General features: G+C 35.0%; 14 protein-coding genes. 4 read left to right on the forward strand and 10 right to left on the reverse strand.

All coding sequences use genetic code 11. The features are described from left to right. Positions 1-99: 99 nt before the first annotated feature. From ACUNWD_RS20540 to ACUNWD_RS20585, 10 genes are all read right to left on the reverse strand, one after another. Positions 100-1,698 carry a fumarate hydratase gene (locus ACUNWD_RS20540; protein ID WP_445589748.1) on the reverse strand — a complete coding sequence of 533 codons (1,599 nt, stop codon included), beginning with the start codon at positions 1,696-1,698 and terminating at the stop codon, positions 100-102. A 144-nt stretch (positions 1,699-1,842) separates the two neighbouring features. Then, the gene (locus tag ACUNWD_RS20545; RefSeq protein WP_445589749.1) at positions 1,843-2,673 is read right to left on the reverse strand and encodes an aminotransferase class IV; all 831 of its coding nucleotides are present in this window, start codon (positions 2,671-2,673) and stop codon (positions 1,843-1,845) included. 44 nt (positions 2,674-2,717) lie between these two features. Continuing rightward, positions 2,718-3,452, reverse strand: coding sequence for a LytR/AlgR family response regulator transcription factor (locus ACUNWD_RS20550; RefSeq protein WP_445589750.1), 735 nt, complete (start codon positions 3,450-3,452; stop codon positions 2,718-2,720). Between the two features lie 10 nt (positions 3,453-3,462). Continuing rightward, on the reverse strand, positions 3,463-5,211 hold the full coding sequence (locus ACUNWD_RS20555; RefSeq protein WP_445589751.1) for a hypothetical protein: 1,749 nt from the start codon (positions 5,209-5,211) through the stop codon (positions 3,463-3,465). Further along, positions 5,195-6,259 (reverse strand): sensor histidine kinase, encoded by a 1,065-nt coding sequence (locus ACUNWD_RS20560; RefSeq protein WP_445589752.1) that lies wholly within the window; start codon positions 6,257-6,259, stop codon positions 5,195-5,197. The genes ACUNWD_RS20555 and ACUNWD_RS20560 overlap by 17 nt, the downstream gene beginning before the upstream one ends. After that, positions 6,252-7,298: a histidine kinase gene (locus tag ACUNWD_RS20565; protein WP_445589753.1), complete on the reverse strand. Its 1,047-nt coding sequence runs from the start codon at positions 7,296-7,298 to the stop codon at positions 6,252-6,254. The genes ACUNWD_RS20560 and ACUNWD_RS20565 overlap by 8 nt, the downstream gene beginning before the upstream one ends. Continuing rightward, on the reverse strand, positions 7,295-8,350 hold the full coding sequence (locus tag ACUNWD_RS20570; protein ID WP_445589754.1) for a sensor histidine kinase: 1,056 nt from the start codon (positions 8,348-8,350) through the stop codon (positions 7,295-7,297). The genes ACUNWD_RS20565 and ACUNWD_RS20570 overlap by 4 nt, the downstream gene beginning before the upstream one ends. Continuing rightward, a complete protein-coding gene (locus tag ACUNWD_RS20575; RefSeq protein WP_445589755.1) occupies positions 8,343-9,386 on the reverse strand; it encodes a sensor histidine kinase in 1,044 nt (347 codons plus the stop codon). The genes ACUNWD_RS20570 and ACUNWD_RS20575 overlap by 8 nt, the downstream gene beginning before the upstream one ends. Positions 9,387-9,581: 195 nt before the next feature. Next, on the reverse strand, positions 9,582-10,067 hold the full coding sequence (locus tag ACUNWD_RS20580; RefSeq protein WP_445589756.1) for a hypothetical protein: 486 nt from the start codon (positions 10,065-10,067) through the stop codon (positions 9,582-9,584). Positions 10,068-10,200: 133 nt separating this feature from the next. After that, complete coding sequence (locus tag ACUNWD_RS20585) at positions 10,201-10,578, reverse strand: RidA family protein (protein WP_445589757.1); 378 nt, start codon at positions 10,576-10,578, stop codon at positions 10,201-10,203. Positions 10,579-10,691: 113 nt separating this feature from the next. On the opposite strand from ACUNWD_RS20585, the gene ACUNWD_RS20590 reads away from it, so the two are divergent. The 4 genes from ACUNWD_RS20590 to dapA all read left to right on the forward strand — a co-directional run bounded on the left by ACUNWD_RS20590 (position 10,692) and on the right by dapA (position 15,717). Beyond that, positions 10,692-12,140 (forward strand): sodium/proline symporter, encoded by a 1,449-nt coding sequence (locus ACUNWD_RS20590; RefSeq protein WP_445589758.1) that lies wholly within the window; start codon positions 10,692-10,694, stop codon positions 12,138-12,140. Between the two features lie 55 nt (positions 12,141-12,195). Next, entirely contained in the window at positions 12,196-14,205 is a 2,010-nt protein-coding gene (gene ligA / locus ACUNWD_RS20595) for an NAD-dependent DNA ligase LigA (RefSeq protein WP_445589759.1), read from the forward strand. Positions 14,206-14,295: 90 nt separating this feature from the next. Then, on the forward strand, positions 14,296-14,802 hold the full coding sequence (locus ACUNWD_RS20600; RefSeq protein ID WP_445589760.1) for a DUF6913 domain-containing protein: 507 nt from the start codon (positions 14,296-14,298) through the stop codon (positions 14,800-14,802). Positions 14,803-14,835: 33 nt separating this feature from the next. Then, complete coding sequence (gene dapA / locus ACUNWD_RS20605; RefSeq protein ID WP_445589761.1) at positions 14,836-15,717, forward strand: 4-hydroxy-tetrahydrodipicolinate synthase; 882 nt, start codon at positions 14,836-14,838, stop codon at positions 15,715-15,717. Positions 15,718-15,818: the final 101 nt, after the last annotated feature.

Below are 15,818 nucleotides of genomic sequence, written 5' to 3' on the forward strand. Positions count from 1 at the left end.
AAAATAGAACCAGGAAAAAACCAAATGAGAAAGAAAAAAAAAACGTCCCAAAAACTTGTTTTGAGACGGCCTCTTTTCCTTTATATTTGGTAATTTTCTTTATGCAAAAAAATCATTGCCTTTGTCATCAACTATAATAAATGCGGGGAAGTTTTCTACTTTAATTTTACGAATTGCTTCCATTCCCAGCTCTTCGAAATCTACTACTTCAACCGATTTAATATTACTTTTTGCCAAGATGGCTGCAGGCCCTCCAATTGATCCAAGATAGAAACCTCCATGCTTTTTACAAGCATCAGTTACTTGCTGAGAACGGTTTCCTTTCGCAAGCATAATCATTGACCCACCTTTACTTTGGAACAAGTCAACGTAAGGATCCATTCGTCCCGCAGTTGTTGGTCCAAAACTTCCGGATGCCATGCCAACTGGGGTCTTCGCAGGACCAGCATAATACACAGGATGTTTTTTGAAATACTCAGGCATCTCTTCACCATCGTCCAGCATTTGCTTAATACGAGCGTGAGCCATATCCCTGGCAACAATCAATGTTCCTTTCAAGTTTAACCTTGTTTTAATTGGATATTTACTCAATTCAGCCAACACTTCTTCCATTGGGCGATCTAAGTCGATATCAACTGCTGGTTGCAATTCCGGAGATTGTTTTGGAAGATATTTTGCAGGATTCTTCTCCAATTCTTCAAGGAAAATTCCCTCTTCAGTAATTTTTGCTTTGATATTTCTATCAGCACTACAACTCACGCCAAGCCCTACAGGACATGAAGCTGCGTGTCTTGGAAGACGTATTACACGTACATCGTGAACGAAATATTTACCACCAAACTGAGCCCCAATTTCACTTTCCTGACATATCTTTTCAATTTTTGCTTCCCATTCCAAATCACGGAAAGCTTGTCCACCCTCGTTACCTTCTGTTGGAAGATGATCCAAATAGCCAGCAGATGCTTTTTTTACAGTTGCTAAAGTCGCCTCAGCAGATGTACCTCCAATAACCAGAGCTAAATGATAAGGAGGACATGCAGATGTGCCCAGATCCTTAATTTTTTCTTTTACAAATTTGGCAAGATTTTCTTCGGTCAACAGTGATTTAGTTTGTTGATACAAAAATGTTTTATTACCTGACCCACCTCCTTTTGTGATGAATAAAAATTCGTACTCGCTCCCTTTCTCTGCATACAAATCGATTTGAGCTGGAAGATTCGAACCAGTATTTTTTTCTTCAAACATACTAAAAGGAACAACCTGAGAATAGCGAAGATTTCGTTCCTGATAGGTAGTATAAATTCCTTTTGACAGGTATTCAGCATCTACAGCTCCGGTGTACACATCTTCTCCTTTTTTACCGATAACAATAGCTGTTCCGGTATCCTGACATGTGGGTAGTTCACCTTCAGCAGATACAACTTGATTCATCAACATCGTATGTGCAACAAAACGATCATTATCTGACGCATCAGGATCATTCAGTATCTTATTCAGCTTTTCCAAATGTGGTGCTCTCAAGTAAAAAGAAACATCAGAAATTGCTTCTTTTGCCAATAGCTCAAGCCCCTTGGGATCAACTTTTAAGATTTTACGTCCGTCAACTTCAACAGTTGAAACATAATCATTGGTTAATAAACGATAAGATGTAGTATCCTTCTGAATTGGAAATGGTTTTTGATAAGTAAATTCAGGCATAACTTTATGAATTTCAAAAATTTGATTTAGTATCTATACAATAAAACGGCTTATTGAGAAGCACACAAATATAAGCATAATCGTCAATTCGGATCCTTCAAAAAATGTAAAACTGACATGAAAACTCATTTCTTCACATTCATTTTACGAACAAAATTTTGCGTTGTTTGATGAAATATATGATTCTATAAATTGATCGAATGTTTGCATTAGTTTCAACACTTTCTTATGCTTTACTGAAAAGATCATGTCATCAATTTTGCGTACAGGTAAAACTTTTGGAGAAGTTCCTGTTAAAAATATTGCATTCATTTCCGATATTTCTGACAAATGAATGTTTCGCTCGAAAAGCTTTTCGCCCATGTTCTTCAGGCATTGAATTACTTTTTGACGAGTGATACCAGATAAAACCTGGTCACTGGAAGCAGTATAAAACTGGTCATCTTTATAAAAGAATACATTAGTCCGGCTTCCCTCGGTAACCTGATTGTTACTATTAACTAACAGTACCTCAAAAATACCTCTCGTCTGAATTAGTTTATTTGCGGTTTCCCGAAGGCCATGTTGATGAACTTTTGCTTTTGGATTTGCTCGTTCTGCATGCAAGACCGATGTTTCTACCCCAATTTTATATGTCGTTAAATCCGGGTATTTGTGAGGAATAAAATAGGTATAAATATCAACTGATCTTTCAGTTCGATACAGATCAATTTTAATATTTCCTTCTGCTATTTCGTTGATCAGAATTAGCCTTTTCAGCTGATCGGCAAATTCTGATTGGGAAAGCTTTATTGAGAATCCGGATAATTCAACAGAATGAATCAACCGCTGATAGTGATCTTCCCAAAACAATGGCACTCCCCCAATTACGCGCAATACTTCGTAGACAGCTGATTCCAAAGGAAAAACCACTCCCTCGGCATTCACCAAATTTGAATTTAGCACAAGGTATTTCTCAAAAATAGAGTTTGCCATAAATATTCTTTTAAACTAATACTTATGACAAATTTAATCAGATTCTAGATGCCGCTAACAGATCCGGCAAAATTTAACGCTTTTAATACTGCATTTTTATAACTTCTTCCGATAGGAAGCTCTTTATCCGGCACTTCAACGGTATTTGCAGTAAATGCTTCAATCTTTGGAACTGAGACGATATAAGATTTGTGAATACGAAGGAAATGATCAGTTGGTAGCTTCTCTTCCATGTGAATCATACTTGTTTTAGTAATAATCCTTCTTTTTTCCGTGTGAATCTGAACATATTCGCTCAAACCTTCAATGTAAAGTATTTCACTAAGATGAATCTTTACAACCTTTTTGTTTTCCTTTACATAAATAAACACTTCATCAGCCAAATTATCAGTCCCCTGATTGTTAACAACCTGTATGTCATCCTGATTAAGCTGATAAAACTTATTGATTGATTTCAAAAAGCGCTCAAAAGTTATTGGTTTCAGCAAATAATCAACAACATCTAATTCAAACCCCTCAAGAGCATATTCACGATAGGCCGTTGTTACAATTACTTTTGGTGGATTTTTGAGCGTTTTTAAGAATTCAATCCCTGTAATCTGAGGCATCTGAATATCCATAAATATAAGATCGACACTCTTTTCCCTCAATACATTTAGAGCTTTCATGGCATCGCTGCATTCAGCAATAATTTCAAAATTTTCCAATTTTTCGACATGTCCGCGAATCAGATCCCGTGCCAGAGGTTCATCATCGACGATAATGCATTTTGTTTTCATTCTTCAGGCTTTAAAATAAATTCGCTATGCTTTCATAATAGTAAGTAGCAGTTAATTGTTCACCAGTTGCTTTCTTAATTAGTTTATTCCATGGCAAAACATTACCATTTTTGAAAAAATTATTTTTCAACAACTCACCAACCTTCTGATTTTCAATACATGAAATCACATCCAAAGTATCCACTTTCAACTCATGGCACAAGTGATTTTCTAATTGTGAGGCAAAAATATCTGCAAGAAGGTTCGCTTGTCCTGTTCCCGGTGTTAAAAGAAAATAGTCGTTAATAGCCCAGTCGTATGGATGTATTTCTGAAGGTTTGTCAAATCCCAAGTACTGATTATTTATATCCCACCAAAGCTCACCCAAATCCTGTTCCGGGTCTTCATAAAGTTTTTGTTCAAAAACAGCTAATGCCATTACTGTTCGGCTTTTAAATAATTTTTCAAGTTGATACGTATGTCGACAAACAACTTTAATCATTGATGTATCCTTAGGCTCAATTCCAATATTTTTTTCAATCCAGTCGTAATTAATGATGCGATTAGAAAAATAATCAGCGACTCCTTCTGTCAAAATTAGGTTTGGATAAACAAGTGAATATGGAATTTTATGAGATACGTTTTTATAAAAAACTGCATGAGAAAGTAAATGCATAATTATTTTTAATCCTTGCATGTCACTTCTTACGTTTGCCATTATCCTCATATCTTTCTGATAATCGATACAAATAAAGTAGTCCTTTTGAGACATTATTTTAGGAGAATTTATTATACTGGCATCCAATATATCAGATACATCCAATCCAAGTTGCTTGTAGTAATTTGAAGCAATTGATACAATATCTTTCCCTTTCAGTAATTCGTCCAACCTTTTTGAAAAGTTCACAGGGAAGAAAATATGACGCTCATCGACATAATGCCACGGCATTAGATCTTCTTTCTGAATATTGAAACGCTTGGCTAAGAATTTATCAATCACTTGTTTTGCAGACTGGTAACTTTCATCGGTTATAGTATCAAGCTCAAAAATGATATTACTTATTTGCTCTTTTTGTAATTCGTGTTCCGTTAATAATAATTCATAATAATTATTGAATCCACATTCTTTGGCAAATTCATTTCGAAGTTTAATCAATGAAATGATCTTAGAATAGGTGTTTTTTGCATATTCTCTTCTGGCATCAAACACTTTCTTAAAAAAGCCAGCATCTGAAGATGCTTTTCTCAAGGAATCTATCTGACTATCAGTATATCTCTCACTATCAATTTCAAGTGTTTTATATTGAGCCTGATGCCAAATATCCATTTGCATCTGAACCAGCTTCTTATACTTGTCTGCTTTGAATTCACCACCTAAAATTTTCAGATAAATTACATCCAGTTGCCGTTTTAATATAGAATCTTCAATGACACCCGATTTTTTCATTTTCGTTAAAAACTGCAGATCTTTTTTGTCCGAAAACATCTTTTGATCAAGCTTTTTGAATTTATCTATTTGAAAAGATCTTTGTTCTATGCCGCTTTCTGCTTGAAAATTAGTAGCAGCATCGGTAACTTTTTCATAATCGGACTCATCACCACTTAAACAAGCTTCCCAAAACATCAAAGATTCTTTCTTTTCCTGCTCTTTAAATTGGTTTTCCTTAGTGGTTATATAATTATGTAGAATCAGTTCCGCACTCTCCTGCTCATTCAGACACGAGGCTAAAAAAGTAGAAAGAATAAGAAGCAATATGGTATGACTATTCTTCATATTCATCCTTAATTATTAGCCGAACAACAAATTTCGACTTGTTATCTTTCACTTGTAGCTTATACTTCCCTGGATAAATTAATTCTAACCGCCTTCTAATATTTGCCAACCCTACGCCCCTGTTATTTTTCTCAATGTTGTTTTTTACTTCGGGAACACTATTTTCTGAGATGAAATTTAAGGTTTTACCTTTCTGATTAATAGTAATATTTATCCAGGAAGCACCCGGTTCTTTACTACTACCATGTTTAAAACAGTTTTCAATAAAGGTAAACAACATCATTGGAGGAATGAGGTATGAATTATTTTCTATTTTCTTATTTATTTCGACATTTAATCGATCATTGTACCTAATCTGTTCTAATTCGATATAGTTCTGAATAAGCATCAGTTCTTTTTCCAACGGTACATAGGAAGCATTACATTCATACAATATGTAATGAAACAATTCACTGATTTTTGCAATTACTTCAGGCGTTTTATCGTCTTTGTGAAGCGCAAGGACATATAGGTTATTCAGCGTATTGAAAAGAAAATGTGGATTTAACTGGGCTTTGAGTAATTGCAATTCCGATTCTAGTTTTCGTTTCTCGATCTCGTTCTTTTCAACTGAACTTTTAACCCAATCTTTGTAAAATTTAATAGCGGCAAATATTACTGTAGGTGCAGTAAGCCACATCATACTAATGATTATAAATTCAGCATTGAACCATACTTCAGGATGCAGAAACTTTGGAATAAAAAATTGATAAAAGACAAATTTATTAATAGACAGCTTAATAATGGTACTTGACATCAATAATAGCACAGTCAGAAAAGCAAAGATCAAATATTGTGCTTGCGACAAAAGTTTTTTTATAAGAACATAAACTATTACGTATGTAAATAACGCATAAACAGGTAGATTGACTAAAAAATTAATCAAATAGAAGCGATATGGATAATTCTCTTTATAGCCCAGTATAAATGAACCAACAACAACAAATGCACTCCAAAACAAGGCATGCATTAAATATCTTATTTTCCGGTATCTTACATTTGGCAAGTTAATCATGGTCGAATATTTCAAAGGAAAGTTCAATCATACTCTTGCTAAATTCATACTTAAATCGATAATTAGTTCCATATAAAAAGGAAAATCTGTTTTTTGTTTTCTCAATAATTCCCACCATTTTGTCATATGGATCATCACCCAAACAATCCAAAGACGTATGAAATAGCAAATAGTTATCTTCAGAACGAATAAATATCTTTAAAGTTTGATTGGCGCTATTTTCATTTATTGCAGAAAGCAGTTTTTCAATAATAGGAAAAAATGAAAGTGTTGGTATTTTCTTCAAATTAATATCGCCTGATCGTAACACTTGGACATCCAATTTTTCATATTTTACAATTTTCTGAATTTCCAGGTAACTTTCTATAAGATTGACTTCCTTTCGAACGCTAATCATATCCGCAGAATCTTCAGTAAATACATTACCAAGTAAATTTGAGATTCGAATAATTAGGTCTGGCGTTTTTTCTGACTTTTGCGCTGCAATTTTCTCCAAATAATCAATCGTACTTAGCAGGAATCGAGGGTGCAACTGATTTTGAAACAAGCGTATTTCAGCTTCCAAGGTATCTCTATGCAAATCATTCTTTTTATTTTCAGCAGAATACCAATTTTCCAATATCTTCACAGAAAGAAAGATAGCAATGATATAATGGTTTCCGATTCCACTAATAACAATATTTTTGAGTTCGAAATAATTTACTTCAGGTTTAATTTCTGTACTTAATTGATTAAATATGATCTCATTGGCAAAAATCAATTCGACAACTGAAAAAATCACCAGTAACAGCATCCCGATTAATACGGTTACCAAGTACTTCCTTTTCAAGAAAAATTTGGGAATTAACCAATATGCTACCAGGTAGGTGTGCGTCACAAATATTGGAAGCGTTAGCAGATAGTATACTAACCAATCAAAATAAGTTGGAATCGAGAAACCAAAACTTTTTATAAAAGTAAATGACAGCACCCAGCTAGTCCAAAACAAAATATGTTTAGACCTGCGTGATAAATTAATATTTTCAAATATAGGATTCAACGTAAATCAATTTCTAGTTTTACACGATATTCGTGTTCTAACTCATCTATCTTAAAGTTGTATGCCCCCGGATACAAAATTTCTAATCTTTTCTTCAATGTTTTAAGGCCGCTTCCTACCTGTTGAGAGGAAGTTGACGGATTAGTTGGTTTACTATTGCTTGCAATCAATGCCAATTTTCCATTATCACATAGAAATTGCAGTTTAATCCAAGGCGAACCTGCATCAATACTACTTCCATGTTTTATACAATTTTCAATAATTGGAAAAAATAACATAGGAGAAATATAGCTTGAGCAATCATCTGCTTTTATTGACATTGCAATTTTCAGTCTGTCACCATATCTCATTTGCTCAAGATACAAGTAGTTCTTAATCAGTTTTATTTCATCTTTCATTGCTACCTGATCTCCTTGAATGTCTACCATCAAATATCTTAGTATCATCTTAAAACGATGAATCACACCAACAGTCTTATCACTTTTTTGAATGGACAATGAATACAGATTATTCAACGTATTAAATAAGAAATGGGGGTCAAATTGCGACTGTAAAAGTTTTAGTCTTGCTTCTGCATTTTTTGATTCTACAATTTTCTTTTGTCTTTCAGCATACAGCCAATCTTTGGTATATTTTGCGACCGCAAAAACTGCTACAATGAAAGACATATCTTTTGTATTGACAATTAAATATCGCCAGCCAGTAATCATCGCATTATCAGTACTTCCAGCTGTGATTGTCGTGGCATAAACAAAATCAGAGAAGAATAATTTCAAAAATGACAATAAAAAGCCAGTTATAATAAACGTTAATACAAATAGTAAAAACAAACGTTTAAAAAGCAAAGCCGGAACCAATAGAAACACCGTTATATACCCGTAAGCAAAAAAGAAAAGGGCGTTGAGAAAAGTCACCAGAAAAGCTGTATAAAAGTCATCTTTTCCTGATCGGAAATATACGATCAAACTAAAGACCACCAAGGCAAATATGAATAACGACAAATGTCTAATACTCCTATAAAATACGTTATTATTGAATAAAAACTTAGACATATTTCTTAAAAGATAACGTCAACTCCACCATGAACTTATCATTCAATTTTCTAATCTCTAATCTATATCTATCATCGTATAAAAGATCTAAACGCCGACGAACATTCTCAAGCCCAATTCCACTTTCATTTTTATCAATCTCAATTTCGGCATTGGAATAGATACTATTTTCCGCCCTGAATATAATTTCGTCTTCAGTGGCCTTCAATTCCACTTTTATCCATGGAGAGTTAGGATCTTTTGAACTACCATGCTTAAAACAATTTTCCAGGAATGTGATAAAAAGCATTGGGGCTACCTGCTTATCTTGAATATTTCCTTCGATATCAAATGAAATTTTCAACCGTTTTCCATATCTTAATTTCTCAAGGTCAATGTAATTTTGCAATAACGCTACCTCTTTTTCCAGTTCAATAACAGATTCATTACATTCATACAAAATGATACTGAGTAATTCAGATAATTTAGCAATGCCTTCTGAAGTTTTCACGGACTGGTCTAAGGACAATGCGTACAAATTATTCATTGTATTAAACAAGAAATGTGGTTGAATTTGTGCCTTTAACAACTTCAATTCAGATTGTAGATTTTGTTTTTCAATTTCATGTTTCTCCTGCTGTTGCTTGATTGAATTTTTCATCAATTTTATAACTAGTGCAACACCGACCATAAAACTGGTTTCCAAGAACATATATAGAAATGTAAGATCAAGCAGTTTATTCGGATCAATCTCTAACTCATTAATTATTCTTAATGAAATTCTCTGAAATAATACCACTACAAACAGGATAGAAAAAGATCCAATAGCAACCAGAAAAAGCTTTCGCTTTTTCAAATAAGTAGGAAGGATTAAATATATAATGGTATATGCTGCAATCATTACAAATGGCAGCATATACAACGATTCTTTAAAATAGTAAAAGTAATCATGCCCATACTTTCCGTATAGGAAACCAAAGACCAACACATAACTAAACCAGAATAGAAAGTGTTGGAAAAATCGGTTCTTAAATATTGGTGATAGCAATTTCTCCAAAACAGAAAATAGGATTAAGTCTATATCAATGAATTATTAAAAGTATGGATTTTATGCAGAAATAATTCATTCGACCACCAACTACTTAACTTAACAGACAAACGAGCATTTGGTCAATTTATTCACCACAAATACGCTCAACTAAGTAGTTTGCTGACAAATCACCTTCATTAACACTTCAAAAACTGTTATTCGTTAAATTTGGTCTCTAAATTCCTCTTTGATAAGCAATGGCAGATAACATGCAATTAACCCAAGTAATTCCGCCTCTGTTTTCTGTAAAACAGAGATCACTTGTTGCGCTTCCATTTCCGGGGAACTAATTACCGCATCGTTCACATTTTCATTTATTTCTCGATAGATTGGATTAATGCGTTTAGCACCGAACACTCCCCTTTTGCAAATGTATTCCAACTCAAAATTTGGCCCTTTAATGATAAAATTAGTACACTTCCCTTTTGATTCAATGCCGATTTTGATAGGACGTTCAGCATTTTTATAGGTTAAGAGGAAAGTCTCAAATGTCAACCCATCAATGATTAATGGTGCATTTGCTTGTTTAATTGAATAGTCTCCAAGAGAAGTCATTGATTTTCCTTGAATAAAATCAGCTTCTCCTGCTGTACTCAAAGTTATTGCACAAAAAAGTGCGACAACACTAATTGCCAATTTTCTTTTCATGACTCAATTGTTTAATAGTTACATCAAAATTAGTTAGTCTATCAAACAATAGCGGGATTTTTCAATCAATGGACTGTTTGCGATTACAAAACAGAACCAACAGAATACAAACGAACTAAAATTAAAAAAGAGTTTATTTTACAGCAATGGTTTCAATCTCAACCAGCACTCCCAATGGCAACTCTTTTACGGCAAAAGCAGCTCTTGCAGGCGGGTTTTCTTTGTAATAACTGCCGTATACTTCATTCATTGCCCTAAAATTTGCCATATCACTTAATAGGCAAGTTGATTTTACAACATCAGAAAAACTATATCCGGCTTCATCCAAAATTGCCCCTATATTCTTCATCACTTGCGCAGTCTGATCCGTGATATTATCAGCTACCACTTTACCGACACTGGGATCAATAGGTACCTGACCTGAAATATATAATGTATTATTGATCTCAATAGCTTGACTATAAGGTCCAATTGCGGCAGGTGCGTTAACCGTATTTATTATTCTTTTCATGATCGTATGTTTATCGTTTTCGAACGACAAAATAAACATTTAAGATGAAAAAGTTCCTATTCTTTGTTGCTTGAAACTCAATTTTTATCTTTACTAATCTGTAACCCAAACATATGATTTCTGTATTCATTGCATATTTGGCTGTATTACTTGTAATTGTCTATTATTCTTCAAAACGTTCTAGAACCAATCAGGATTTCGTTTTGGGTGGAAAGAAGATTTCAGGATTTTCATTGGCACTTTCGGAACGAGCTACCGGAGAATCGGCTTGGCTTTTATTAGGACTTACTGGCCATGCCTACACTGAAGGGATGAGTGCAATATGGGTTGCGATTGGATGTGTTTCAGGTATTCTGTTTCTGTGGTTTTTCATGGCCCATCCTTTGCAAGCAATAACTGACAAGTATAAATCGCTGACAGTTGCCGGGTTATTTTGGAGTCGATTTCCTGGAACAGAAAAAAGAATTGGAACACTAAGCGCCTTGATAATTATCTTCTTTTTTGTACTCTATATTGCAGCTCAATTCAACGGTGCGGGAAAGATATTCAATGATATATTCGGATTTGATCCATTTTGGGGAATGATTATTGGCTCTTTATTAGTTACCGCATACACAATGCTTGGCGGATTCATCACGGTTGTTGCAACAGATGCATTTCAAGCTATTTTAATGGTATTTACCTGTGTAGTACTGCCTATTATTGCATTGTTTGTAGCTGCTCAGAACCATGTTGAAATTGCTCACGCAATAAGCTCACAAAGTTGGTACAATGAACAGCTGACAAATTGGGGAGCTGCCACAGGCTTCATATTTGCAGTCAATGGATTGAGTTGGGCATTTGGCTACACGGGTCAACCTCAATTGCTTACCAGAATGATGGCCATGCGCAACAAAAAGGAAACTTCTCAGGCACGCATTTTAGCCGTCGTTTGGACCTTACTTGCTTATGGAGGTGCATTTCTTATTGGGCTTATTGGATACCGATTGGTTCAGGCTGGGTTATTAGGCAACGTTGCCTCAAAGCTAGCACTCGATTCAGAAAAGATAATGCCTGTAATGGTTATTACCCTATTAAACCCAATTCTTGCGGGTATCCTTCTCTCTGGTGCGGTTTCTGCGATGATGTCAACAGCTTCTTCTCAATTAATGGTTGCTTCTTCATCAATTAGTGAAGACCTTTACACCAACGTGAGTCAGAAGAAACTCTCTGAGAAGAAAATGCTCCGGTTTAATAAGTGGCTTACGTTATTCGTTGGTTTTCTGGGATTTATTCTGGCCACTTCAATGGAAGACACCGTATATGGATTGGTATCATACGCATGGTCAGGCATTGGTGCTTCTTTCGGACCTGCCATTGTTTTAATGCTATTCTGGAAGCGCTTTTCACGAGCCGGAGTTTATGCAAGTTTAATTACCGGAACAGTTGTTTCAGTTATTTGGAAAACGTTTTTGGTTGATACAACAGGAATATCTGAACGATTATCCAGTTATTTGCTAGCCTTTCTGTTTGCAATTATTTGTTCACTAATCTGGCCTGAAAAAGAATCAAAATCAGAATAAATTTACTGAAGTGTATTCTAACCGGAATTCGTATTTTTAAGGCAAATTTTTTGAAATGGATAAATTGGAAATAAAATCTAAAATAGAATCACTTCGAAAAGAACTCGAAGAATATAATTATCAATATTATGTCCTTTCGCAGCCTACCATCAGCGATTTTGAGTTTGACATGAAGCTGAAAGAGTTGGAAAAGCTGGAAAACGGAAATCCGGAGTTCTTTGACACCAACTCCCCCACTCAACGGGTTGGCAGCGATATTAATCAGGAATTTACTCAAGTAAAACACAAATACCCCATGTTGTCTTTGAGTAATTCTTATTCAAAAGATGAATTAATCGAATTTGACAACAGAATAAAAAAACTAATCACTGAGCCCTTTGAATATGTTTGTGAGTTAAAATTTGATGGTGCATCATTGAGCCTGGTGTACGAAAATGGACAACTTTCAAAAGCAGTAACCCGTGGTGATGGAGAAAAAGGAGATGATGTAACGGCCAATGCACGGACTATTCGCAGCATTCCTCTTCATCTGAAAGGTAATGACTATCCGGAATCTTTTGAGATTCGCGGAGAAGTTTTATTACCATTTGAGGTATTTGCTGAGTTGAACAAAGTAAGGGAGGCAGCAGGCGAACAACTATATGCCAATCCACGAAATACTGCCTCAGGTTCACTTAAAATGCAAAATTCAGCGGAAGTCGCAAAACGACAACTTGATGCTTATTTTTACTATGTGCTTGGTGAAGATTTGAAGGAAGACAGCCATTTTGAAACCATTCAGCTAGCTGGAAAATGGGGCTTTAAAATCTCGCAACACACAAAAAAGTGTGATTCAATTGAAAAAGTATTTGAATATATCGAATACTGGGATAAAGCACGTTATGATTTACCCGTTGCAACTGATGGAATAGTTATCAAAGTAAATTCACGAAGATTACAAAACAATCTGGGTTTTACAGCAAAATCTCCACGTTGGGCAATTGCTTATAAATTTACAGCAGAACAGGTTAGTACAATTTTAGAATCTGTTAGCTACCAGGTTGGACGCACTGGTGCTGTAACTCCTGTTGCCAATTTAAGTCCTGTGTTATTAGCTGGAACAACAGTAAAACGAGCGTCCCTGCATAACGCGGATATTATTGAAAAACTGGATCTTCATATTAATGACGTAGTTTTTGTAGAAAAAGGTGGTGAAATCATTCCAAAGATTGTAGGGGTTGATGATTCCTGTCGTCATCCGATGTCTACAAAAGTTGAATTCATCCAAAGTTGCCCTGAATGTAACACTGAACTGGTAAGGCAAGAAGGAGAAGCAGCCCATTATTGTCCGAATGAAACTGGCTGTGCCCCTCAGATAAAAGGAAAAATTGAGCATTTTATCAGCCGTAAAGCAATGGACATTGATGGATTGGGACAGGAGACGATCGATCTATTATTTAATCAAAATCTAATTCACAACAGCGCTGATTTATATGAATTGAAAGCTGAACAACTTATTCATTTAGAACGAATGGGAGAAAAATCAGCTGAGCGAATTTTAAAAAGCCTCGAGCAATCAAAGCAAATTCCTTTTGAACGGGTTTTATATGCGTTGGGAATTCGCTTTGTCGGTGAAACTGTTGCAAAAAAGCTGGCTAACAAACTGATTAGCATTGACGCAATTGCAAATTCAAGCTATGAACAATTAATAGATATTGACGAAATCGGCGGTAAAATTGCGGAAAGTATCATCAAATATTTTGAAGTTGAAGATAATAGAAGAATTATTAAAAGACTCCAATCCTATGGTCTACAATTTCAATTGGATCAAAACAGCTTAGCAGATCGAACTGAAAAATTAGTCGGGTTAAATATAATTATATCAGGCACTTTTGAGAAATATTCAAGAGATGAACTCAAGAAAATGATAGAGCAACATGGAGGTAAAAATGTTGGATCAATATCAAAGAAAACCTCTTATTTATTAGCAGGCAGCAATATTGGACCTTCCAAATTGGAAAAGGTTCAAAAACTGGGAATTCCAATGATTAGTGAAGATGATTTTTTAAAAATGCTGGAAGATTAAAATAAACTCACAAATGTTTTATTAACTCTATCTGACTTTTAGTTCATTCTACTCTGCTTATCACAAACAATTTCTTATTTTTGCGCATCTATGAGTTTAAAAAGTAAGCTAGCACATTGGCTGATAAACCGAAACCTGAAAAACAGGAACAGAACGGTTGATGTCATGAATCTTGGCAAAGCAAAGACTGCAGGTATACTTTGGAATTGTGATGATCGTGCAGTCTACAAGCAGCTGATTAGTAAACTTAGAGAGCATAATGTTGAAACTACCGGGTTTTGTTTTTCAAATGAATTGATCTCTATAAAAGGAGAATCCGTATTCACGAAGAAAGATTTCTCCCGATATGGAATACCTAAATCAGAGGAAGTTAAAGAGTTTATCAACACATCATTTGATTTGCTCATTGATATTAGTCTTTCCGATGAAATATATGCTCAGGCAGTAAGAGCGTTGTCGAAGGCTCATTTTAAAACTGGTTGGTCAAATGCAGAACCAAATTATTTTGATCTTCGGATTGAAGTGAACCATCGAAAAGAGCCCAGTTTTTTGGCAGAACAACTACTGCATTATTTAGAAGAAATAAATAAAAATTAGAGAATAACACCAATTTTTAAATTATAAATTAATATGTCACACCCGTTTACAGGAGCAGGGGTCGCGTTAGTTACCCCGTTCAAAGAAGACTTATCAATTGATTTTGATGCACTGGAAAATCTGATTGAATACCAGATCAGTAATGGCATGGACTACCTGGTTGCACTGGGAACTACTGCCGAAACCCCTACTCTATCTACCGACGAGCAGTTGGAAGTGGTTAAATGCGTCAAATCAAAGGTAAATAAACGGGTACCTTTGGTTGTTGGAATTGGCGGCAACGATCCACAAAAAGTAATAAAAAGCATTGAAAGTACTGATTTTGACGGAATTGATGGGATTTTATCAGTAACTCCATACTACAATAAACCTTCTCAAAAAGGATTGTTTGAGTATTACAAAATGATTTGTAATGCTAGTCCTGTTCCTGTCATTTTATACAATGTGCCATCACGCACAGGGGTAAACATGAAATACGACACATCTATTAAAATAGCAGAAACTTGTCCTAATGCGATTGCAATTAAAGAAGCTTCCGGCGAGTCATCACAAGTTGCTAAAATGGTTAAATATGCACCGGAGGGTTTTGCTGTAATTTCTGGTGACGACGTACTAGCGTTACCGATCATAGCAGTGGGTGGAATTGGTGTCATTTCTGTTATGGCCAATGCCTTACCTAAAAAACTCAGTCAATTAATTCATTTTGCAAATGAAGGAAAATTTGCAGAATCTCGCGCATTGCATTTGGAAATGATCGACTTATTCAAATTATTGTTTAAAGAAGGTAATCCTGGAGGTGTTAAAGCTGCAATGGAAGTTGCTGGCATTTGCAAAAACACGGTGCGTTTACCATTGTGCACCATCAGCAAGCTACTTTATAATGATATTGAAAATGAAATGAAAAAGTTGTTATAAAAGATTATAAACACTTATATACGCGAGGCTGTCTCAAAAGAGATGGCCTCTTTTTATTTTCAGCGAAGAGTGGGAAAAAGATTGAAAGTTATCAATCTTCG

The sequence above is a fragment of the Sunxiuqinia sp. A32 genome (assembly GCF_052690465.1).